Origin of the sequence: Maridesulfovibrio pacificus (SeqCode) (genome assembly GCF_048612815.1) — a bacterium.
In the GTDB taxonomy this organism is placed as follows: Bacteria; Desulfobacterota; Desulfovibrionia; order Desulfovibrionales; family Desulfovibrionaceae; genus Maridesulfovibrio; species Maridesulfovibrio pacificus.
On record NZ_JBLZNE010000001.1, the window covers coordinates 2,269,749 to 2,292,245 of the forward strand.

Annotated in this window: 18 protein-coding genes; 8 read left to right on the forward strand and 10 right to left on the reverse strand. The window is 48.6% G+C overall.

From position 1 onward, the window contains the following. Positions 1–93: 93 nt before the first annotated feature. Positions 94–471: a response regulator gene (locus ACNI23_RS10580; RefSeq protein WP_420248549.1), complete on the forward strand. Its 378-nt coding sequence runs from the start codon at positions 94–96 to the stop codon at positions 469–471. Between the two features lie 54 nt (positions 472–525). On the opposite strand, the gene ACNI23_RS10585 is transcribed toward ACNI23_RS10580, so the two are convergent. The 9 genes from ACNI23_RS10585 to ACNI23_RS10625 all read right to left on the reverse strand — a co-directional run bounded on the left by ACNI23_RS10585 (position 526) and on the right by ACNI23_RS10625 (position 12,883). Further along, the gene (locus tag ACNI23_RS10585) at positions 526–1,374 is read right to left on the reverse strand and encodes a CheR family methyltransferase (protein ID WP_420248551.1); all 849 of its coding nucleotides are present in this window, start codon (positions 1,372–1,374) and stop codon (positions 526–528) included. Between the two features lie 29 nt (positions 1,375–1,403). After that, a complete protein-coding gene (locus ACNI23_RS10590; RefSeq protein WP_420248552.1) occupies positions 1,404–2,660 on the reverse strand; it encodes an EAL and HDOD domain-containing protein in 1,257 nt (418 codons plus the stop codon). Between the two features lie 107 nt (positions 2,661–2,767). Beyond that, complete coding sequence (gene argC, locus ACNI23_RS10595) at positions 2,768–3,820, reverse strand: N-acetyl-gamma-glutamyl-phosphate reductase (RefSeq protein WP_420248554.1); 1,053 nt, start codon at positions 3,818–3,820, stop codon at positions 2,768–2,770. Between the two features lie 115 nt (positions 3,821–3,935). Next, positions 3,936–4,238, reverse strand: coding sequence for a DUF1844 domain-containing protein (locus tag ACNI23_RS10600; protein ID WP_015852828.1), 303 nt, complete (start codon positions 4,236–4,238; stop codon positions 3,936–3,938). Positions 4,239–4,377: 139 nt separating this feature from the next. Beyond that, entirely contained in the window at positions 4,378–7,032 is a 2,655-nt protein-coding gene (gene polA, locus ACNI23_RS10605) for a DNA polymerase I (RefSeq protein ID WP_420248556.1), read from the reverse strand. 47 nt (positions 7,033–7,079) lie between these two features. Further along, positions 7,080–8,072 carry a DHH family phosphoesterase gene (locus tag ACNI23_RS10610; RefSeq protein WP_420248558.1) on the reverse strand — a complete coding sequence of 331 codons (993 nt, stop codon included), beginning with the start codon at positions 8,070–8,072 and terminating at the stop codon, positions 7,080–7,082. A 2-nt stretch (positions 8,073–8,074) separates the two neighbouring features. After that, entirely contained in the window at positions 8,075–8,581 is a 507-nt protein-coding gene (locus ACNI23_RS10615; protein ID WP_420248560.1) for a bifunctional adenosylcobinamide kinase/adenosylcobinamide-phosphate guanylyltransferase, read from the reverse strand. A gap of 100 nt (positions 8,582–8,681) precedes the next feature. Then, entirely contained in the window at positions 8,682–9,443 is a 762-nt protein-coding gene (gene cbiR / locus ACNI23_RS10620; RefSeq protein ID WP_420248562.1) for a cobamide remodeling phosphodiesterase CbiR, read from the reverse strand. Between the two features lie 335 nt (positions 9,444–9,778). After that, positions 9,779–12,883: a UvrD-helicase domain-containing protein gene (locus tag ACNI23_RS10625; RefSeq protein ID WP_420248563.1), complete on the reverse strand. Its 3,105-nt coding sequence runs from the start codon at positions 12,881–12,883 to the stop codon at positions 9,779–9,781. A 307-nt stretch (positions 12,884–13,190) separates the two neighbouring features. Between ACNI23_RS10625 and ACNI23_RS10630 the strand changes: the two genes are divergently transcribed. Continuing rightward, positions 13,191–15,002 (forward strand): hypothetical protein, encoded by a 1,812-nt coding sequence (locus tag ACNI23_RS10630; RefSeq protein WP_420248565.1) that lies wholly within the window; start codon positions 13,191–13,193, stop codon positions 15,000–15,002. A 163-nt stretch (positions 15,003–15,165) separates the two neighbouring features. Here the strand turns inward: ACNI23_RS10630 and ACNI23_RS10635 are convergent, their stop codons facing one another. Then, on the reverse strand, positions 15,166–15,528 hold the full coding sequence (locus ACNI23_RS10635; RefSeq protein WP_420248567.1) for a hypothetical protein: 363 nt from the start codon (positions 15,526–15,528) through the stop codon (positions 15,166–15,168). A 345-nt stretch (positions 15,529–15,873) separates the two neighbouring features. Here ACNI23_RS10635 and ACNI23_RS10640 point away from each other — a divergent pair, with 345 nt between their 5' ends. The 6 genes from ACNI23_RS10640 (at position 15,874) to ACNI23_RS10665 (ending at position 22,467) form a co-directional block, all read left to right on the forward strand. Further along, entirely contained in the window at positions 15,874–17,487 is a 1,614-nt protein-coding gene (locus ACNI23_RS10640) for an ABC transporter substrate-binding protein (RefSeq protein WP_420248569.1), read from the forward strand. 204 nt (positions 17,488–17,691) lie between these two features. After that, on the forward strand, positions 17,692–18,666 hold the full coding sequence (locus tag ACNI23_RS10645; RefSeq protein ID WP_420248570.1) for an ABC transporter permease: 975 nt from the start codon (positions 17,692–17,694) through the stop codon (positions 18,664–18,666). Further along, the gene (locus ACNI23_RS10650; RefSeq protein ID WP_420248572.1) at positions 18,667–19,593 is read left to right on the forward strand and encodes an ABC transporter permease; all 927 of its coding nucleotides are present in this window, start codon (positions 18,667–18,669) and stop codon (positions 19,591–19,593) included. Positions 19,594–19,596: 3 nt separating this feature from the next. Beyond that, entirely contained in the window at positions 19,597–20,565 is a 969-nt protein-coding gene (locus ACNI23_RS10655; protein WP_420248574.1) for an ABC transporter ATP-binding protein, read from the forward strand. A 9-nt stretch (positions 20,566–20,574) separates the two neighbouring features. Then, positions 20,575–21,588 (forward strand): ABC transporter ATP-binding protein, encoded by a 1,014-nt coding sequence (locus ACNI23_RS10660; RefSeq protein ID WP_420248576.1) that lies wholly within the window; start codon positions 20,575–20,577, stop codon positions 21,586–21,588. Positions 21,589–21,714: 126 nt separating this feature from the next. Further along, complete coding sequence (locus ACNI23_RS10665; protein WP_420248578.1) at positions 21,715–22,467, forward strand: tetratricopeptide repeat protein; 753 nt, start codon at positions 21,715–21,717, stop codon at positions 22,465–22,467. Positions 22,468–22,497: the final 30 nt, after the last annotated feature.

Consider the following 22,497-nt stretch of genomic DNA (forward strand, 5'->3'; position numbering starts at 1 on the left):
TTATGGTTAATAGTGAAAATGAGACAAGTCTGAGATTGATTTCATTGGGCTTCATTGCTCAAAAAATCACAGATGATATGAGATGGAGAGTATATGCGAATTCTGGTTGTAGATGATGAGCAGATGGTCAGGGAAAACCTTGTCGACTACCTTGAAGACGAAGGCCTTGATGTCATTTCGGTGGGGAGTGCCGAAGAAGCCCTGAATCTTATGAAAACTGAACATGCTGACATCGCCATAGTAGATATGCGTCTTCCGGTGATGCATGGCAATGATCTCATCATTCACTTAAAAAAGCTGCACCCGGATATGGATTTTATCATCCACACCGGATCAGTTGACTATGCAGTTCCGCCTGATGTCCGTACCTACGGTATTTCTTCCGACAACGTATTGCTTAAACCGGTTGCGGATATGGATATGTTCATCCAGAAAATAAGAAGCTTATTCGGCACTAAATACGATATTTAAAGAATATATTTGAAAAAGCATCACCGCCGCTTCTTTAAAAGAAGTTGGCGGTTTTTATTTTATTCCACGCATTTTACGATAAAGAAGAACCGCCCCCGTATGTTCAGTGACAAAACGGTCTGTATGCCCTGCCAGAGTTTCAGTCGCCCCAAGCATGAGATATCCTTTGTCCGGCAACAAATCGTGAATGCGGTGTATAATATCTATTTTTGTCGCATCATCGAAATAAATCAAAACATTACGGCACATAACAAAATCGAATTGACCTAAAGACCTGAAAGAATCCAGCAGATTGAACTTCTTAAAAGTAACAAGCGATTTTACAGAAGGGCCTACCTGCCAGTTAATGCCATTCTTCTCAAAGTACTTATCATACCCGGACGGCAGTCCACGAGACTTCTCCAGCCTACTGAAAAGCCCCTGTTTAGCGCGCTCAATAACTGTACCGGAAATATCAGTAGCGAGAATTGAAAAATCATCCGGGGATATTCCCCCAACGGTTCTGCTCCACTCGTGAATAAGCATGGAAAGTGAATAAGGCTCCTGCCCTGTAGACGAGGCAGCACACCAGATTTTTATTTTAGCCCCCGACCTGCGCTTCTTCACAAGCTCCGGGAGCACTTTGTTTCTGATAGCTATAAAGGGATGGTTGTCGCGGAAAAAACTGGTTTCGTGGGTGCTGATTGCTGATACAGCTTCTTCCTTAAAATGGGTATCGCCTGAAACCAGAAGATTATAAAACTCCCCCCAAGAACGACAATTACGGGATTGATACAGAGATTTAAAACGATGCTGGATCAGGTATTCCTTACCGTCGGAAATAGTCAACCCGCACATGTGGTATATCTGCTTACGCAGCAGTTCAAAATCTTTTTTCTCCAGCTTAACGTATTCCCTGCTCACAATAATATCTTTACCCGCTCTTGATCAGATTAATTTTCCCGTCCCATCAGAACAACCTCATTGGCCCACTGCATTGCTGCCATATGACTTCTGGCCACAGCAAGCGACGAAAGATTATTCCCCATAATCAAACGCCCAACCTCATCCCATTCTGCTTTCTCAAGACATTTTACCAGATCAAGATATAGCGCAGCGTCATTTTGTTTACCAACCAAGGCCATAATAAGTTCTTTTTCAACAGGCAACTCTTCCATCAATTCTTCCATAGGCCTGCCCAGCAGGACATCGAGCAAGGAAAACAGACCCAACATAAACATTGATTCAGCTGGAAGCGGACAATGCTTCATTTCCAGACAGACCAGCTCCAGAAATTTGGCTCTTTTAATGGACAGGAACGCAAGTTCGTTACCTGCAGGGCCTGCACTCATGTCTGAAAGCAAAATCATGCGCAGCCAACCTGCAAGTTTCCTGTATCCGATCAAGGTTATGGCCTGTTTGATGGAATGAATCTCGTTGGGCAATCCAAATGCAGCGGAATTCATGAACTTTAACAGGCGATAGCTCACCGAAACATCAGAGTTAATAGCCTCTGTAAGATCATCAACGTCAAAATCTTCACCACTGATGGAACTCAGAAGCTGCATGCGGTTAAGGTTGCTGGTAGAAACTTTCTTTCCGGGTATAATCTCCGGACGACTGAAAAAGAAGCCCTGAAAAAGATCAAAACCCAGCTCCAGACAGCGCTGGAACATTTCATTATCTTCAACCTTTTCAGCCAGAAGCATCACGTCCAATTGCTTGAGATTACCAACGATGTTGACAAGCTCATCAAGATTCAAATCAAGACAATCGACTTTGACTATATCAGCCAACTCAATAAAAGGCTCAAAGCCATCCTGCCCGATATAGTCATCAAGAGCCAGAACATAGCCTCGTTCTTTTAATCCCTTAAGGGCTTCGAGAACATCGGGCTCTGGTTGAACATGCTCCAAAATCTCAACAACACAAACTTCGGAGGGCAGAAAATCCGCGGCTCCCTCCAGAAGCATATTGCGGGGAAAGTTGACCAGCAGTCTCTGTCCTTCATCGATATCTTCCTGTATCAATCCGAAACCGTCAGCAATAACCTGCGATGTGGCTGCATCCTCGTCACCCACATCAGCAACATTACTCCCTTCGGAATTGCGGAAAAGCAATTCATACCCCCAGACCCCTTTATGCACGTCAAATACAGGTTGTCTGGCAACAAAGAAAGAATCTAGAAAAACATCCGAACATTCCGCCATAACTTCGCATTCCCCAAAATAATTTTAAAAAAATACTATTTAGTTAGCAGAGCTATACCTCAGCGTTTTCTTAATATCAATCAAGATGAATTATAAAGAATCCGGAATTAAGGCATCATCGGAGCAAGAGACAAGCCTCTGGTTTCTTCAAAACCAAGCATCAGGTTGGCGTTGGCAACAGCCTGCCCGGATGCCCCGCGACAGAGGTTATCAATAGCTGCAATGATAATCAGCCTTCCGGTACGCTCGTCAGGAACAACCGCTACATCACAGAATATGGTTCCGCGCACCCAGCGTGTTTCCGGCAACTGACCCTCGGAAAGAAAACGGATCATCTTTTCATTTCCATATGCCTTTTCATACGCTGCACGAATATCTGCGGCAGTCACACCGGGCTTCAGCTTTGTGTAAATGGTGGAAAGGATGCCCCGGTCAATAGGCAGCAGATGTGTGTTGAAAGAAACGGTCATATCTTCACCGGAAGCAACAGCAAGTTCCTGCTCAATTTCCGGGGTGTGGCGGTGGGTGGTCAGACCGTAAGCACGGAAGGAATCCGCAACTTCACAGAAAAGGGTTCCTACAGCAGCCTTGCGCCCTGCTCCACTGGTACCGGATTTAGAATCAATGACAATATCGGAAGTCTCAACCAGACCTTCACGCAAGGCAGGGGTCAAACCGACAATGACGGAAGTAGGATAGCAGCCGGGGTTGGCAACCAGCTTGGCGCCTTTGACCTGATCACGGTAAAATTCGGGAAGCCCGTAAACGGCTTCGGGAAGAAGGTCTTCGCGGGTGTGGTCCACCTTGTACCATTCTTCGTAAGTTTCGCGATCACGAATTCTGAAATCGGCACTGAGATCCACAACCTTGATGCCTTTGTCGTAAAGCTGCCCGCCGATGTTCATGGCTGTCTTATGCGGCACAGCAAGGAAAACCAGATCACAGGCTTCAGCAAGGTCCTCAACATCCGGGGCGGTAATTTCAAGCCCACCGAGCTCCATGCCGTTAAGAAAAGGATAAATGTCGGCCAGTTTTTTGCCGGCCTCAGCACGGGAAGTCACACGGACAAGTTTCATCCCGTCATGATTACTCAGAATACGGGTAAGTTCCATTCCGGTGTATCCGGTTACTCCTACAAGTCCTACAGGTACGGCACTCATAACTATCCATCCTTACGATAAATATTTTAGAAAAGGGCGTGACTGAGCACGCCCGGAATGATCGGTATATAAAGACAGCCCGCTCGGGGCACAAAGGAAATGTCGAAAAGGTCGGCTATTTCTTGGTTTTCTGCACGTATTTCATGCGCAGATTGTAAAGCATCTCACAGAGGAGTCGTTCTTCATCGGCGGTCATGCCGTTCTTGATTTTATCTTCTAGCACAGCAAGAACATCAATAGACTGTTTGGCAAGCACCGGAGAAAATTCAACTTTACCGGTTGAAGGATCAGGAACTTCACCCAGATGAACCATAGCGGAAGAACTCATGGACATGACAAATGTTGAGAAATTAACCTCAGGAATGGGCATATCCTTAGCGTATTCGCTACCGCAACCGCACTTTTTATCATCAGACATAATTGAACTCCTTAAGTAATCTGGCGGATTCTAAAAATATTCACCGTAAGATTCAAGCATTTTAAAAAATAAACCTCCCAAAGCTGAGAGGTTTATCAAAAAAGCAAAGACTCATGGACGGGTTAAACCGCCGGAGATATTAATGTGCTTGCGCCCAGTTACGGCCCAAGCCAAGATCCACTTTGAGCGGCACGGCGAGAGTAGCCACAGTCTGCATATCTTTTTGCAATAGCTTACCGATTTCCTCGATATTCTCTTCAGGACCTTCAACTAAAAGTTCATCATGAATCTGCAGGATCAACCTGCCGCCGAGATGCTTGATTTCGTTGTTATCAGCCACCTTGATCATGGACATCTTGATAATATCAGCAGCACTGCCCTGAATAACTGTGTTGATAGCCTGCCTGCGGGCCTGTGACAGCACCTGCGGACTGGTGGAATGAAGTTCCGGCAGTAGACGGCGGCGACCGGAAAGAGTGGTTACGTAACCTTTTTCGCGTCCCTGCTCCACTACGGAATCATAAAATTCTTTGAGCACATCAAGCTTTTCAAAATACTTGGCAATAAACTCTTTCGCCTCGTTAATTTTGATACCCAGCTCACGGGAAAGCTTCTGCGGTCCCATGCCGTAAATCAGACCGAAGTTGATGGTCTTGGCATTGCGACGCTCATCGGAAGTAACGTCCGCCGGATCACGGTCAAAAAGGAGCGCAGCTGTGCGGGAGTGAATATCCTCATCATGCTCAAAAGCGGAAACAAGGGCCGGGTCGCCGGAAAAATGAGCCAATACACGCAGCTCAACCTGCGAATAGTCCGCAGCTGCTAAACGCAATCCCTCCCCGGCAGTAAAACAGGCCCGCATACGCTTGCCCTGATCCCCACGAATGGGAATGTTCTGCAAGTTGGGACCGGAACTGGAAAGACGTCCGGTAGCTGTTGCCAGCTGATTAAAATTTGTATGAATACGCCCTTTGGCATTAACCAGCTTGGGCAGAGGTTCGAGATAAGTGGACCGCAGCTTCTCCATCTTCCTATACTCAAGAATATCGGTGATGATTTCATGCTGTCCGCTCAGCTTTTCCAATACAGAGTTGGCTGTGGAAAGTGCCCCTTTAGGGGTTTTGCCGCCCGGCTTAAGACCGAGGGAGTCAAAAAGAACAGTAGCCATCTGCTGGCTGGAACGGATGTTAAACGGCTCACCGGCACGCTCGTGGATAACGCGAGTAAGCTCGTTAATACGTTCATTTACCTCGGTCAGAAAACCAGCAAACGCATCCAGATCAATGGTGATTCCGGCTTTTTCCATATCTGCCAGAACAGGAATAAGCGGGATCTCAAGATTTGCTGTCAGCTCATCAAGACCTGCGGATTTAATGCGGGGACCAAGCACATGCATAAGAGCCAGCGCGGCCATACCCTGCGCATCTGGATGAACCTCATCCACCGCATCAGGAAGTTCTTCTCCGGCAAAAAGCATAGCCCGCAAGCGGTCCCAAGCATAGTTGCGTTCTTCAGGATTGAGCAGATAAGCAGCGAGACTTAAATCAAACCAGCGGGAGAGCTGAATCTGCCCCCACGCGTCATCAGCACGCAGAAATGATTTTACATCAGCCACAACAATTGTCTTTGCTGATTGCAATCCGGCGGCAAGTTCAGCGGCAGTAATCTTGCACATCCATTCATCACCGTCGAACCCGATGAAAAACATATTGCCCTCGCGCACCAAACCAACTTCCTTACCTGTGAAATCAGGAAGTTCTGCAGCAGAGGAAACCTTTTTCAGCTCAAGACGATTTTCAGGAGCAGCAGGGGCAGGAGCCTCCTCCCCAAACAGGGAAAGCTGGCCACCAGTGGATTTCTTGGGCTTTGCAACCGGAGCCGCTGCAGGAGCAGCCGAACCGGAAGAAGCAGGGAACAAAGTTTTTACATCCCGCACAAGTGAACGGAATTCGTAGGTAGTCATGAATTCCGCAGCACGGTCACCATCCACAGAACGAAGCTCGCACTGCTTAAGGTCACAATCAGGGCAGCTGCCCAGCCGCATGCGGGTCAGTTCACGATAGACAAAAATATTTTCCAGCTCGTCCTTCATCTTTTTCTGGATGGCAGGCTTGAGCTTATCGTAGTTGTCGCGGATATCTTCCAGAGTCGGGTATTCGGCCATTATCTTGGTGGCAGTAACCTTACCCACTCCCGGCACTCCGGGGATGTTATCAGCGGAGTCACCAACGAGGGCCTGAAAATCAGCCCATTGTTCCGGCTCCAGCTTGGTATCTTCGCGGAAATCAGTCAGAGAAGTAATCTTTTCCTTCTTTCCTGCGGGATCCCACATGAATACATTTTCATCAAGACACTGTTTGAGGTCCTTATCCGCTCCAAGGATAACCACCGGACGTTCAGACTTGTAACGGGCAGCAAGGGAAGCAATGCAGTCGTCAGCCTCTTCACCTTCGGAGACAATAAGCGGAACACCAATAACATTGAGAGCTTCCTTAAGCGGCTCAATCTGGGAGCGCAAATCATCTGGCATGGGCGGACGCTGGGCCTTGTACTGGTCGTAAAGCTCATGGCGGAAGTTCTTGCCCTTGCCGTCAAGGATGAAGACCAGATATTTCGGTTTTTCCTCTTTGATGACCTTGAGCAGGGTCCGCAACACAAAAAACATGGCATTGGTGGGCACACCGTCGGAACGCTTGAGGTCCGGGTAAGCATGAAAGCCGCGGTAAAAAAAAGCGGAACCGTCAATCAGGAACAGTGGTTCGCCGTCTAAATTCAATTTATCTCTGAGTGCCATTATATGCCTTCGGGTTCAAACCCTGCAATTGTTTGATTGAGAAAGGATCAGATGCGTTTTACGGACTTTTTGCCCTTGGTCAGTTTCTTGAGCACAAAGGATTCCGGGTCGGCACCTTCCAATGCTTCCAGCTTGATTTCAGCTCGCGCGGCAGCTTTGTGACCACCAGCGGAACCTATTTCATTGAAAAGCTTGGCGGCCATTTTGCCCATATCCTTGCGCATGCCGTCACCACGGAAAATAACCACAAGGGTATCCTCGTAAATGCCGGAAACAACGTCCCACGAAACACCGTGAATGCGCATGAGAAAATCAGCAAGTATGACCAGAGTATCCGGGTTTTCCACCTTGCCGATATGAGAAAACAACCCCGGACCGATGCGGCGCAGATTGTAAAAAGCGCGGGAGAAATAGCGCAACCAGTCAGGATGGATTTCACTGCGGGTAATGCGCTTGATGAGGTCCATATCCGCATATTTAGTCAGATATCTGAAAGCCTTGACGTCATCATCAATGAAGGGACGTTCAAAACTCTGGGTATCGGTCTTGATACCGTAGAGAAGTGCGGTGGCCAGAAGTTTGGCCGGACGGATATTCAGGTTGTAGAGATATTCGGTCATCATGGTGCAGTTAGCTGCATACTTGGGCCGGATATCCACATACTCCGCATGGGGGTATGGCTCTTCCGGCAGGGGATGATGGTCGATTATCACAGAAAATTTCAAATCCTCGAAATCGGGATGATGATGCGGCTGCGAATCGAGAATCGCAAACCTGTCGTACTGGGCCACAAGGGTAGGAATCATCCGTTGGGCCGGAATACGCAGGTAATGAATCATGGCAAGGTTATCTAGACGCTTGACCTCGTTGATATGAGCAATGCCCACTTCAGCGACCCTGCGCCCGATTATACGTTTAAAAGCCATTGCCGAAGCCAGAGAATCCGGGTCGGCATTGACCACTACCAGCCAACGCTCATCCTTATTGCAAAGGGCGAGCAAATCCTGAAGCTGATCTTCAAGCTGTTTAAAATAAGCCATAGCTACTTCTTCAGGGTCAGGGGCAACCCTGCGGCCACAAGATAAACTTCATCTGCGATTGCGGCCATTGTACGGTTGATTGATCCGAGCCTGCGAACAAAACTGCGGACTTCACGTGTCATTGCCAACGGGCCGAGCCCCACCTCACATGACACCAAAACAACATCCGGCCCTTTCCATTCAGATAAAAGCCGGACAACCTCCCCGATCTGCTGCTCTCCGTCCGCAACTTCGGAACAGGAAAACAGCCAAAAATCCAAACTGTCCACCAGCAGGTGGTCGTACCCTTCTCTAGCCTTAAGCAGAACCTGACGCAAGTCCGCGCCGGCCTCAAGAACCGGAATAGACGGATCGCGCTCCAGCCGATGATCCATAATCTGCTGCCTAAAAGCCATATCTCGGGCTTTTCCGGTAGCAATGAAGCATTTCCGGCCGGAATATTCTGCAAACAGGTCGAGGGCGTAGTCTGATTTTCCCGACTTATTGCCCCCCAGCACAAATGTAATCAAGATTTCTCCTAGGTACATGAGTACAAAAGAACGGGAAAACTATCTTTACGTACTCTATTTCCAGCAAAGACTGCAACCACAAGAAAAATTTCACAAGGTTTTACTTTATTCTTCTTGCCGTACAATAATCACTCAATAATTGCAGAGATTTAAAAAAGGATTTCTCCTCAAAAACCTCTATAGTGACCGTACCGCCCTTGCCGAGCATTTTAAATAAAACATCAAGGGTTTCAACCCCATCACTACTAAGATGTTCCAATCCCAGATGACGGCCTTTCGGCCCCGGAGCATTAAGATGCAGCATGGAAACCTGCCCCTCAAAACCGGGGTCACGCAGAAGGTCATGTTGTGCGTAAGCCAGTATGTGACCTAGATCAAGGCATATTTTCATCCCGCAATCAGCAATAACTCCGCTAAGACCAAGCAAAGAATTTTCTTTTATATTCTCAAAAAGGACAGTCTCAGGATTTATCCCGCTGCGTGAAACAACGGCCGCAAATTCCCGTATTAAACCTGCTGCTTCAGTACCGGCAGACGGAGGATGGACAACATGGGCCGTAGGATTCAGATGCTCGGCTTTTTCATTGAGGGCCAGTACTATTTCAGCAACCCTCCCTCCACCTTTTTCCCAGGGCAGATCAAGAGGATGGTGAATATGAAATGTCAATCCGGTATCGATCAATTCCTTCGGGAGATCAGCTTTCGTGTAAGCAAGGCAGGATTCTGTTTCAAAAAACAGCAATGCTATCTCGTCCACCTTCCCTGTCAGAAAACGACAGTTCTCAAAAATGGTACCGGGAATGACCCAAGACGGCGAAGATAATTGAAAATGAAAATCAGTATTATTCAAAAAAATGGACATTTTTGCCGCCACTCACTTATTAAATCGATAATATATACTTCACTAATTCACCCAACACACCGGACCACAGATTGTTTTTATATACGGCATAAGTATTGCTTAAAACAAAGTAGATTCAATTATGTCAGGAGAAACAAAAATGAAACGGGTAAGAAACTTTTTTCAACATCACTTCAACCCGTTGCACATTTTCTGCAGGCTCAGGGGAGCAGGGTTGAGCGCTATGGCCGCAAGAAGAATGTCAATGGTTTATGAAAAGGTGGTTTACAAGGTTTTTCTGTTGTAACTCAAAAACCTTGTCTACTCTTTCAACAGCACGGAATGATAAGAAAAGCCTACATATCCAATAGGCTGATCTTCTTCTCCTTCTGAACCTTTCGTGCAACCATTGCAGACTTCTTCACTGATTCAGGAATATTTTTCAAAAACCGCGACACAGGCAACATCAGGGTCCGTCCGTACAAAGGTCTCTTGACCGCGTGGGACATGTAAAGATTTTTCTTGGCTCTGGTCATACCTACATAAAGAAGCCTGCGTTCCTCTTCGGTGTTTTCCTGCACCAACGGAGCGTCTCCGGAAATCTTTCCGGTCAGGATATCCGGCCCGGCAAAAGGCACGATTCCATCATCAAGTCCGGCCAGAAATACGGCTTCAAACTCCAGCCCCTTTGCTGCATGCATGGACATGATCCGCACCTTCTCTGCTTTATTGCGCACTTGATCCAGATCATTCTGCATATGTATCCAGTTTAACAGACCGGACCACCCCCCATGCTCCTTATACCCTTTAACCATATCCCGGAAAGGCTTGCTCTCCCAGAAAAGCTGGTCAAAAGGCGGCATGTCGCTCAGGTATGCGGAAAGCCCCAAAGGACCACGGGCAATAACTTTCTCCGGAACCTCGGGAACTTCATCATCGGCGTCCTCGGCAAAACCGAGCATCCGTCGCGCAGCCGCAAGGAGCACTTCCACCCGCGAATCGTGCCAGAAACTCTCAGCTTCAGGCACACTGCAAGGGATTCCCTGCCGCTTGAGCATAGCCTCAATGGGACCGATCAATGCTTTAAAACGGACCAGCACGGCAATATCACCGGGACTTAAGGTTCCATGTTCACCAGCATCCACAAGGCTATGGCTGGTAGCCCCTATGAGGTACTTGATGCGCTCCCCGATCCAGGAAGCTTCACGGCCGCTGTCTGGAGCGGAAAAAAGATGGATATCAGCTTCATAATCTTTATGGGCCTTAAGCTGCGGAGGGTTAGCCAGAACCGACGCCGATGCATCCAGCACCCCTTGCGCAGAGCGGTAGTTATCCTCAAGTGTTATTTGAATCAGATTTTCCCAGAAAGCACGAAATCGATTCGCCACATTTCCGGCTGCTCCACGAAAACCGTAAATGGACTGATCAGGATCACCGATAGCAAAAAGCCCCTCCCCGTCATCACCGACCAAGCGCTGGACAATTGCCAGTTGCAAGGGTGAAAGATCCTGCACCTCATCAACAAGTACGTGAGTAAAGGTACGCACATACTTGTCGGACTTCAGCTCAGAAAGCCAGAACTCCAGCAGGTCTGTGTAATCCACCAGATTATATTGATCTTTCTGGCGTGTATATCTAGCTAAAATTTCTGCGGGGCCTTCACTCAATGTCTCCAGAGTTTCACGGGCAAGGCTGATGGAATCCCATGCGGACTTGAGCTTTGCACCGTTCAGCTCGGGATTGGCCCGTCCAAACACCCTCCGCGCAGTCTCTTCATTCAATATGATCGGGTCATGATCAAAAGCCGAAGTCCAGTATTCAAGAGCCAAGGCATGCAAGGTATCGGCACGGGGCAAAACTTCTTCGTCTCCGAGCATATTGCGCATACGGTCATTCATTTCCTCGGCAGCCTTACGGGTAAAGGTCAAGGAAAGAATACGCCTTGCCCGGGTTCCCCTTTCAAGCAGATGCTTGATACGCCCCATGAGAGTCTGAGTTTTACCTGTTCCCGGTCCGGCAATAACCAGCACCGGGTCCGGTCCGGCTTCAACAGCTTTTTTCTGGGCCTCATTAAAACGTACCACCCCGCTTTCCTGTTCCGGTTCGGATGTTTTACGCACCTCCGCCTCAGGCTTGGGAGTATCAAGATCACCCTTGGGTTTGCGAACCACAACAAGCTTTACGCCGTTGACAATCTCATCCCTTTCCTGTGCGGAAAAAACGGAAATGGTTCCATACAGCCCGTCAAAACCGGGGTTACGGATGACCTGTCCCTCACGCATACGGCGGATGCCCTCTGCAAGATGTTCGTTGTGACGCTTAAGGTCTTCAACCGGAACCTGCTGCAGGATAGAAAATTCTGAACCGAAATCTTTAATCAGCGGAGCGTAAACTCCGAGCACTTTCTTGGTTTTGGGCCCAGTACCCACAACCTCGGAGATAAGTTCCTTGAGCGGTACCAGAGAATCAAATCCGGGCTGTCCCTTGGGCTGTTGTGCTTCCTCACGGTCAGCAAGCTCCATAACCCTTGAATAAACACCCATAGTCAAAGGCTTGCCGCAGACCGGACAAATGCCGCCACGCATCTTTGACTCATGGGGATCAAGCATGATCCCGCACTTACGGTGCCCGTCCATGTGATATTTGCCTTCTTCCGGGAAGAATTCAATTGTACCCATGAACTTATGGCCCAGCCCCTCACCACGCAGAGCTCGATAAATTCCCTCATAGGACATATTACCGCTGAAAATATTAGCCTCACGCCCTAAATTCTCACCGGAATGGGCGTCGGAGTTCGAAACCATGCGGTATTTATCCAGCGCGGAGATAAACCAGTTCATTTCCGGGTCCGAGGAAAGTCCGGTTTCCATTGCGAAAATTTCTGAAGCAAGGTCTCCGTAGCATTCTTCCACTGTATCGAAGCCGGATTTGGAACCGAAAAGCGAGAACCACGGAGTCCAGATATGGGCAGGAATGAGAAAGGCTTTGTCGTGAGTTTCGAGGACGATTTCAAGAAGGTCTTTGCTGTCCAGACCGAGGATTGGTCTGCCGTCCGATTTGAGATTACCGATGGTATCGAGCTTGGCGTTGAATTTCTTAACCGATTCCAGATCGGGCATGTAGACGAGATTGTGAACTTTGCGGGTTTTGCCGTATTTTTTGTAGATGGAACTTATTTCAGTCTGGAGCATGAAGCGGGTCTGTCCGGCAAATGGACCGTCCACCCAATCTATGGATTCCTCAAGCCCCTTCGGTTCCCGCAAAGAAAGCAACCCGGAGCCGTCCTCCACCAGTTGCTCTTCAATTTCGGCCACCCATTCGGGATGAGTAAAATCCCCCGTACCGATGACGTCAATTCCTTTCACCCTCGCCCATGCAGCCAGAAGGCGCGGATTCAAGGCTTTGCTGGTGGCACGTGAAAATCTGGAGTGGATATGCAGGTCGGCTATAAATCTTTCCATGGTCTACCGTTCTTCCCCGTCTTGATCATTTATTGATCAACTTATCTATAAGAGCATCACAACGTCCTGTCATAACTGCACTTTATCATATCATCATCTAATCATCACAACCCTTTCAAGGCTTAAAAGGGACACTACATGCAGCCTCAAAAGATTGCAAGGCACCCCCCACTTTGATAGGGAAATTTTAAAAGAATGCCTCCGGCGGCCCTTCGGGGACCAGAGAAACTTTTTTGGAAAAGTTTCTCTGGACTCTTCAAAAACTTTTGTTGGGCTTCGCCGCTTCGTATAAATTAATGGAGCCAAATTGAGAAACGCTACAATTTACGATATTTGTGATGACCCGATTTTAAGATGTGAAAACCCCACAGTTCCGGGCGAAAACCTGCGCAAACTCTACAAGAAACTTTTCGGAAATCCGCTTTTCAAACATTTTATCCTGCGCTGGTGCTCGCATCCGGCAATTTTCCAAAGCAAGATCGGTCCTTATCAGGAGATGATGGAAGCAGCCATGCAGGCCAGCTATGAAAACTGGCAGGATAAGCAATGGATTGAAACAACCTTTGCTCCGCTGGCTAAACTGCTGGACCGTGTTCAAGACCCCGAGTGGCGCATCAGGGAAAAAGCGGACACCCGCCCCCCGCGCATACGCGAAAAAGAAGTAAATGAAGTGCTGAACGCGGTTCTTTCAGACATTATCCGAGTCTGGAACAAGAATCCCAAGGACCCTTATTTTCCGGTTTCCGCTCAGGTAATCATGCCCGGTGATTCTATCTGCGACGGCGAAAACTTCATGAACATCATGACCGGACTAGGATCATACGAATTTCAAAACATCAACCTTCTTTTCGGGTTGATGCGCTGCTTCCTGCACTCCAACCCGCTGGCACTGAAAATATTCCGCCGCCCTTGGAAAGGAATCGCCGAACCGCTCTCCATGCGTGTTTCGTGGATAACCCACCGCACCGGATTCTATGACGATATTTTCTGGGAACAAATATACAACCTTTATATATTGGAAGAGTTGCCGCAGGCTGAGCAGGACAAACTTAAGGAAATGCTGGAATCCCTGCTTCATTTCCTGATTGTTACCAGCATGGAATGGCTGCAGGCCCCCAGTTCAGGAATCAAGCATCCGGCTATCACCTGTTTGCCCAAAGATGGAAACGGACAGCCGCTTTGCAACCTCAAACCCCGCGACTGGAAAGCCAAAAAAGAACTTGGGTTTGACGATTACGTACCCGATGTAGATACAACGTTCCTCGCACTGGCAATGTCCCGCAAATGGCTGGATCTGGTGGAAGAAAAAAATCTGAATACAAATCAGGAGCTTCTGCGCGCAGCGGAAGTATTCCTTGATTTCCCGTGGGTGGAAATCATCAATGAATACCAGATAGGCGGAGGTAACAAGACCAATCCTCCGACCATCACCATGACCCGTCCGCTGGATTACTTCGGCTGCGTACCGCTCTGGTTCGACAAGCCCTTCAAAAGAGACAAAGAAGACGGACGCATTGTGCGAGAAACTCTGGGCAATGAAATCTGCCCCGGTCATAACATGGATATTTTCGAATCCATCCTCGCCAACCGCTACCAGTGGAAAGCGCTTGAGGGAGAAAATCTCGAAACCGTAAAACGATTCCTGACCTTCCATCACAATGCATTCATCAGCGGCAACTTCAAGGAAGACAGCGCAGTACGATTCTACCTGCCGGAAATCTACGTCAGTTATACCGGACGCCTTTACGATACTTGGCTGACCATCCCTGAAGATGAACGGCAACTTATCGATCCTGACGGTAAAGTCGAACAAATCCGGGCCGCAGCAATGGATTACTGCAAATACGATATGCTCGGCGCAACGCTCAATCCCTTTGACGCATCACTTGCAGTGGCAACACTCTGCCTGTTGCGCTACCCCAACCGCGGAGACGGACTTATCGAACGAGGCATAAAAGTTTTACATGACCACCTCGGCGAGGGATGCTTCAGGCATCCCTACAAAGCCTACGAATGGACCATGGTTCGCCATCCGACACGGATTATCGTCGGCAGCGAAGTCACAACCTCGCTCTTCGCCATGAACGCCATAGCTTGCTACAAACACTACATGAAATAAAAAGAGGGGGAGTGCTCTGCACCTCTCATTTAATCCGCCAGACGACTTAGAAAGTGCTAGATGCAAGGCGCAAAAAAAAGGCAGGAACGTAACGTATTACACATACGTGAGTTTCTGCCTTTTTTACAGCTACGAAGCAGATAGTGCTTTATAAGCCGTCTGGTTACCATTTAAAAAACGGCGGCCCATCCTTGGTTATATCCATATTGATAACCTTGTAGGCATCTCGTGTATCATCTCCCGGTCTCTTAATATTAATGATAACCGGAGCAGCCCCCAGCCCCACGGTGGTAAATTCAAACCGCCAACGCCCGAAATCCCCCATCATCCCGGAGTCGGGTTTGATTATCTTAAACTTATCCAGACTGACCAGCTCTGGATCAAAAGAAACCCCGTCAAATTGATAGCCCCCGGAACCGGGATTACGCATTTCGAAAGCAAGCTGCTCTCCGGGCATGAGTCCGAGGCTTATCTCATGCTTACCGTCCATATCATATTCGGCAATCGAGTCTGCAAAAGGGTTCAACGAAGAACAGCCGCTAGACATAAACGTTAATAAAAGCAGACATAACACCCAGCCAAACGAATTATATTTTTTTATTTTCATAAATTCTGCATTTTTATGTGCCTATTTTGACACCTGTGTTAATAAAATATTTTTTACAAAGCATTTCAACAAGTTAAGAATTTGAGAAAAAACCAATTCAAGTGTAATAATATTAACCGCATACGGCAAGGGGAAGCCGTACGCCATAGCTGTTTTAACAGTTATAATACTCATTTCGATGCGCGTCTTCTTCAGGAATGTTCCTGAATTCCCGGGCGCTTGGTGCTTTTATTATTGTTTTTACCTTTTTTAAGGAGTGTGAGGATGAAACGTTCATTACTGTTTCTTGCGCTAGTTGCTATTCTAAGTCTCGGCCTCGCCGGTTGCAGCGCGGAAAAAAAAGAAGAGGCCCCAGCCAAAAAGGAAATCACTGAAGCAGCTCCCGCTGCCGCAGCAGGTAAAACCCTGAAACTGGCCATGGATGCCGACCCTGTCTCCCTTGACCCTCATGTACAGCTTTCCGGTGGTATGCTCCAGTACTCCCACATGGTCTTCGATCCTCTCGTTCGCTGGGCTAAAGACGGTTCCTTCGAACCCCGTCTTGCTGAATCCTGGGAACGTATTGACGATAAAACCATGCGCTTTCACCTGCGTAAAGGTGTAAAATTTCACTCCGGCAACCCCTTCACCGCTGAAGACGTTGTCTGGACCATTGAGCGCCTCAAAAAAAGTGCTGACTTTAAAGGCCTGTTTGAGCCTTTCGCTCCCGCAAAAGTTGTTGATGCCAACACCGTTGATATCATCACCAAAGCGCCCTACGGTCTGCTCCTGAACATGGCTACTTACATTTTCCCCATGGACAAGAACTTCTACTCCGGCAAAGACGAATCCGGACAGCCTAAAGACGCTATCGTTAAAACCGGCCCCTCTTTTGCCAACGTGAACGAATCCGGTACCGGTAAATACACTGTTGCCGAACGTGAACAGGGCGTACGCGTAGTCTTCAAATCCTTCCCCGAATACTGGGACAAAGCAGGTAACGTTGATACCATCATCCTGACTCCCATTAAAAACGATGCTACCCGCGTAGCAGCACTGCTCTCCGGTGATGTTGATTTCATCATGCCCGTTCCCCCGCAGGATCTGAAACGCGTTGAGTCCACTGAAGGTCTGCAGCTGGTAACCATGTCAGGTTCCCGCATCATCACCTTCCAGCTGAACCAGAAACGCCAGAAGCCTTTCCAGAACCCCAAAGTTCGTCAGGCTATCGTATATGCTACCGATAATACCGGTATCGTAAACAAAGTAATGAAAGGCTTCGCTACTGTTGCCTGCCAGCAGGGCCCCGAAGGTTTTGCAGGTTACAATGCAGAACTCAAGCCTCGCTATGACCTTGAAAAAGCCAAGCAGCTCATGAAAGAAGCCGGCTACGAAAACGGTTTTGAGTGCACCATGATCGCACCTAACAACCGTTACGTTAACGACGAAAAAATCGCTGAAGCATTCGTTTCCATGCTCGGCAAAATCGGCATCAAGGTTAACCTGAAGACCATGCCTAAAGCTCAGTACTGGGATCAGTTCGACGCTCAGGTTGCTGACATCCAGATGATCGGCTGGCACTCTGATACTGAAGACTCTGCCAACTACACTGAGTTCCTGCTTATGTGCATCAACAAGGAAACCGGTTACGGCCAGTACAACAGCGGTAACTACTGCAATCAGGAAGTTGACGCTCTGGTTATCGGCTCTCAGACTGAAACCGACCTTGCAAAGCGTAGCGAAATGCTCCAGAAAGTTGAAAAAATCCTTTACGACGACGCAGCATTCGTACCCCTGCACTGGCAGAACCTGTCCTGGGCTTCCAAGGACGGTATGAACACCGAAGAAATCGTAAACGTACAGAACTTCCCCTACTTCGGCGACCTCGTCATCAAGTAGTGAGGATCACAGCATAAAATCACATCCAAAGGGAACTCCGATACGGGGTTCCCTTTGATGTGTCTGAAACACAATTAATTTTCAAAAAATCAATCCCGTAAGCGGGATTCCAAAGGTAAATGCTCCTTTGTCCGCCGGAGGCGAAATCACTCGCCCCAAAGCGTGAAGCGCCTCAACTGTTTTCCGTCTGGAGTGAAATAAAAAATGTTTGCTTTTATAGTCCGAAGGATCGCGCAGGCGATCATTGTAATGCTGATCATCAGCTTCATCGGCTTTGCCATCAAGCAAAGCTTCGGTGACCCGGTCAGGGAGATTACGGGGGTTTCCGTATCTGCTGCTGAAAGGGAGAAAATCAGAGACGAACTTGGCCTCAACGATCCGTTCATGGTCCAGTTCGGCCGTTTCATGCAGGGAGCGGTCAAGGGTGATATCGGTAGATCTTTCTTCTACAAAAAGTCTGCTCTTGAAGTAATCCTGAACAAAGCCCCTGCTACTCTGGAACTGGTTATCTGTGCCGCCCTGATCATCGTAATATTTTCTGTACCGCTGGGTATTTACTCGGCCATCAGGCCCAAGGCCCTATTCGCAAGATTTGTCATGGGCGGGTCCATTGTCGGGGTATCAATCCCGGTATTTCTAACCGCGATTCTCATGATCTATGTTTTTTCAGTAGAGCTGCACTGGCTGCCATCATACGGACGTGGTGAGACAGTTGACTTAGGCGGCTGGCGTACCGGATTTCTGACAGCTGACGGCTGGCTGCACCTGATCATGCCTTCCATCGCCTTATCTTCCATCATGCTCCCGCTCTTCATTCGACTCATTCGTTCCGAAATGATGGAAGTTCTTGAAAATGACTACATCAAATATGCATGGGCCAAGGGTTTGATGCCCAAACGCGTATGGATTGTCCACGCTTTCAAAAACACCCTGCTCCCGGTAATTACCGTGGGTGGTGTCCAGCTGGGAACAATGATCGCCTTCACCATCCTCACTGAGACCGTATTCCAGTGGCAGGGCATGGGCTTCATGTTCATTGAGGCAGTGGAACGCGGCGATGCTCCGCTGATGGTAGCCTACCTCATGGTGGTCGGGCTGATATTTGTAGTTGTTAACACCGTGGTTGACGTCATTTACGGACTGGTCAACCCGCAGGTCAGAATCGCGGGGCAAAAATAAATGAAAACCAGATCACGCTGGCAGAGATTCAAAGAATCATATTTTCTGCACGATTTTCTGCACGACAAAGTTGCCCTCACAAGTTTCGGTATTCTGGTCGTGCTGCTGTTCCTGGGCTTTGCGGCCCCCCTTGTCGCACCTTTTAATCCCTACGATGCCCACAACATCAATATCATGGACGCGGAAATCCCGCCTTCATGGCTTCCCGGCGGGAACAGCGAATTCCTGCTCGGAACAGATGCACAGGGTCGCGACCTCTTCTCCACCATGCTTTACGGCATGCGCGTATCACTGATCATCGGTTTCGGCGCTGTCGCCCTTCAGGCTTTCCTCGGCATCATGGTCGGGCTGGTAGCTGGTTTCATGGGTAAAAGGGTGGAATCCATCCTCATGCGCATTGCTGATGTACAGCTCTCCTTCTCCACCTACATGGTTGCTATCTTTATTTCAGCCATCTTTCAGGCTGTATTCGGGGTCGCCAAATACGAAGACATCGCTGTTCCATTACTGATTCTGGTCATCGGCTTTGCTGAATGGCCGCAGTATGCACGTACAGTGCGTGCTTCCGTACTGGCGGAAAAGAAAAAGGAATACGTTGAAGCGGCTAAGGTCATCGGCCTTTCCCAGAAAAGGATTATGTGGCGACACGTTCTGCCAAACACCCTTTCTCCGGTCTTCGTTATCTCCACCATTCAGGTTGCAAACGCCATCATGAGTGAGGCCGCCCTTTCCTTTGTCGGTTTGGGCATGCCTGTAACCCAGCCTTCGCTGGGCTCACTGATCAACGTTGGCTTTGAGTACATCTTCAGTGGCTCATGGTGGATTACCATGTTCCCCGGTATTGTACTCGTTGTGCTCATTCTGGTTATCAACCTGCTTGGTGACTGGCTGCGCGACTTCCTCAACCCGAAACTTTACAAGGGGTAACCAATGCAACCGCTTCTTGATGTTAAGAACTTAAGTGTCGAGTTCGCATTGCGCCAAGGCCCCCTTGAGGCAGTACGCAATGTAAGCTTCACCCTTAACAGGGGGGAAAGGCTCGGTCTGGTTGGTGAATCCGGGGCCGGTAAATCTGTTACCGGTTTCTCCATTATCAACCTTATTTCCAAGCCCGGATATATCTCTAACGGGTCGATCATGTTTGAAGGACAGGACCTTGCGAAAATGCCCTTTGATAAAATGCGCGGAGTTCGCGGCAACCGCATTTCCATGATCTTTCAGGATCCCATGATGACCCTGAACCCGGTCCTGACCATCGGTACCCAGATGATTGAGACCGTGCTGGCCCACATGGACGTCACCCGCAAGGAAGCTGAAGAAATTGCGCTGGAAAAATTGCGCAAAGTCTACATTCCTTCCCCGCGCAAACGTCTGGATCAGTACCCGCATGAATTCTCGGGCGGTATGCGCCAGCGTATCGTAATCGCCATTTCCCTTTTGACTGATCCCGCGTTGATTATCGCCGATGAACCGACCACCGCGCTGGACGTAACCATTCAGGCAGAGATCATGGACCTGCTGCTGGAGCTCTGTGAGACCGACAACATGGGCCTGATTCTGATCACCCATGACCTCGCTGTTGTATCGGAAGTAACCCAGCGCATCGCAGTCATGTATGCGGGCGGAATTGTGGAGACAGGTTCAACCCGTCAGGTAACCGAAACCCCGGGCCACCCTTACACTCAGGGACTGATCGCAGCCCTGCCCCAGTCCGGTGCAGCTGGAGATCGCTTGACCCAGATTCCCGGTGCCATGCCTTCACTCATGAATATGCCCGCTGGCTGTCCTTTCAACCCCAGATGTCAGCACTGTACTGAGATCTGTAAGCAGGAACGGCCCGAACTTAAAGAAAATAAATCCGGTATTCTGGTGGCCTGCCACCATGCCGACAAAGTATAGAGATTCGTCATGCCAACCGATTCCCTCGTAAAAATAAAAAATCTGGTCAAGCACTTCGACATTTCCGGTGGACTGCTCGACCAGCTGCAAATGGAAAACGGACGCATCACACGCAACCGGACCATCGTTAAAGCGGTCAACAACGTCAGCTTTGAGATTAAAAAAGGTGAAACCTTAAGCGTGGTCGGCGAATCCGGATGTGGTAAATCAACCCTTGCAAGAACCGTAATGGGCCTTTATCCGCCCAACTCCGGTGAAGTGCACTACGGTGGAGAGCGCATCGATCACCTGCCTCACTCGCAAATGCTGCCCTACCGTACAAAAATGCAAATGGTCTTTCAGGACCCCTATGCCTCGCTGAACCCGCGCATGACCGTGCGCCAAATCATTGAGGAGCCCATTTATTTCCACAACAAGGGCATCTCAAGGGGTGAAGCGAAAGACAAGCTGCATAAAGTCATGCGCAGCGTCGGTATGGACCCGGAATGGGCCGGAAACTATCCCCATGAATTCTCCGGTGGACAGCGTCAGCGCATCAGCATTGCCCGCGCTCTGGCTGTTGAACCTGAATTCATTGTGGCCGATGAACCCATCGCTGCACTGGATGTTTCCATTCAGGCCCAGATTCTGAACCTGCTTATGGATGCTCAGGAGGAACGCAACCTGACCTACCTGTTCATCAGCCACGACCTTTCCGTTGTTGAACACATTTCCACCCGTGTGGCGGTTATGTATCTGGGTAGTCTTTGCGAACTGGGCACATCCAAGGAAATCTTTGCCCGTCCGCAGCATCCTTACACAAGGGCTCTGCTCTCGGCCATTCCGACACTTGGCGGGGAAAAGAAAACGCACATCCACCTCTCCGGTGACGTGCCTACTCCCATTCACCTGCCCACAGGATGCGTCTTCCACGGTCGCTGCACATTTGCAAATGACCGCTGCAGGGAAGAAGTTCCCATCGCACGCAATCTGGAAAACGGCACCCTCTGTGCCTGCCACGCAGTGGAAGAAGGAAGGCTCTAGCCGGCAATACCGATTCGCAACCAATATCGACTTACAAAAGAAAAGCCCGTTAATCAGAGACGGGCTTTTCTTTTGTATGCTATACTCTTGCAATAACATTGATCCAATTTTTTGCAGGATGACAGTATGAGCCAAGAAATAAAAGTGTTGGGTGTTTACTCCCAAAACATCAAGACCAGAATCGGAACAGGCACAACCTCGCAAAAATCCGAACATAAAACCTACCATTACGTCATCCGCGTAGGCTACAGTAAGTACCATGTGCAACCATTGAACGAGCAGGACATTCCTTCCGGGATGATTTCCGTTATTTCTGAAAAAGATTTCATCGCTCAGTTCAGCCCTGAATTATATTACTACCAGCGCAAAACCCTGCCAGCTTTAAAAACTCTGCAAGCCAAAATAGCTAAAGGTGAAGATGCCTTTGAAAAAGGCAACTTGGATGATGCTGAGCATGCTTTTGCCGGGGCTCTGCTCCTGGACCCGAATAACCCCAAAGCGAATCTAGGCATGGGTACCGTCCAGTGTACAAAAGAAAATTTCGATAAGCTTACTGAGATCATCCAAGTTCTACTGAATCTGGATGCAGTTTTTCTTGAAGAACAACGTCAGGAATTCAACCTTTTTGCCATAGTGCTGCGCAAAAGCAAGCGATACAATGAAGCCCTGACTTTTTATAAGAAAGCACTTCATATTTATCCGAATGACGAAAACCTGCATTTCAATATTGCCCGGGCTTATTTTGATACTGACAACAAGGAAAAAGCTCTTTCACACATAAATAAAGCTCTTGAAATCAATCCTGAGCTGGAATCAGCCACTCTTTTCAAAAAATATCTGCTTAAAAAAAAGAAAAGAAAGCCCAAATCTTCAAATTAAAGATTGCCGCCGAACTACAGGGCAACACTA

Coding starts and splice junctions, on each gene's coding strand:
- ACNI23_RS10580 (WP_420248549.1), top strand. CDS start 94: ATGCGAATTCTGGTTGTAGATGATGAGCAGATGGTCAGGGAAAACCTT.
- ACNI23_RS10590 (WP_420248552.1), bottom strand. CDS start 2,660: ATGGCGGAATGTTCGGATGTTTTTCTAGATTCTTTCTTTGTTGCCAGA.
- argC (WP_420248554.1), bottom strand. CDS start 3,820: ATGAGTGCCGTACCTGTAGGACTTGTAGGAGTAACCGGATACACCGGA.
- ACNI23_RS10600 (WP_015852828.1), bottom strand. CDS start 4,238: ATGTCTGATGATAAAAAGTGCGGTTGCGGTAGCGAATACGCTAAGGAT.
- polA (WP_420248556.1), bottom strand. CDS start 7,032: ATGGCACTCAGAGATAAATTGAATTTAGACGGCGAACCACTGTTCCTG.
- ACNI23_RS10610 (WP_420248558.1), bottom strand. CDS start 8,072: ATGGCTTATTTTAAACAGCTTGAAGATCAGCTTCAGGATTTGCTCGCC.
- cbiR (WP_420248562.1), bottom strand. CDS start 9,443: ATGTCCATTTTTTTGAATAATACTGATTTTCATTTTCAATTATCTTCG.
- ACNI23_RS10625 (WP_420248563.1), bottom strand. CDS start 12,883: ATGGAAAGATTTATAGCCGACCTGCATATCCACTCCAGATTTTCACGT.
- ACNI23_RS10640 (WP_420248569.1), top strand. CDS start 15,874: ATGAAACGTTCATTACTGTTTCTTGCGCTAGTTGCTATTCTAAGTCTC.
- ACNI23_RS10645 (WP_420248570.1), top strand. CDS start 17,692: ATGTTTGCTTTTATAGTCCGAAGGATCGCGCAGGCGATCATTGTAATG.
- ACNI23_RS10650 (WP_420248572.1), top strand. CDS start 18,667: ATGAAAACCAGATCACGCTGGCAGAGATTCAAAGAATCATATTTTCTG.
- ACNI23_RS10655 (WP_420248574.1), top strand. CDS start 19,597: ATGCAACCGCTTCTTGATGTTAAGAACTTAAGTGTCGAGTTCGCATTG.
- ACNI23_RS10660 (WP_420248576.1), top strand. CDS start 20,575: ATGCCAACCGATTCCCTCGTAAAAATAAAAAATCTGGTCAAGCACTTC.
- ACNI23_RS10665 (WP_420248578.1), top strand. CDS start 21,715: ATGAGCCAAGAAATAAAAGTGTTGGGTGTTTACTCCCAAAACATCAAG.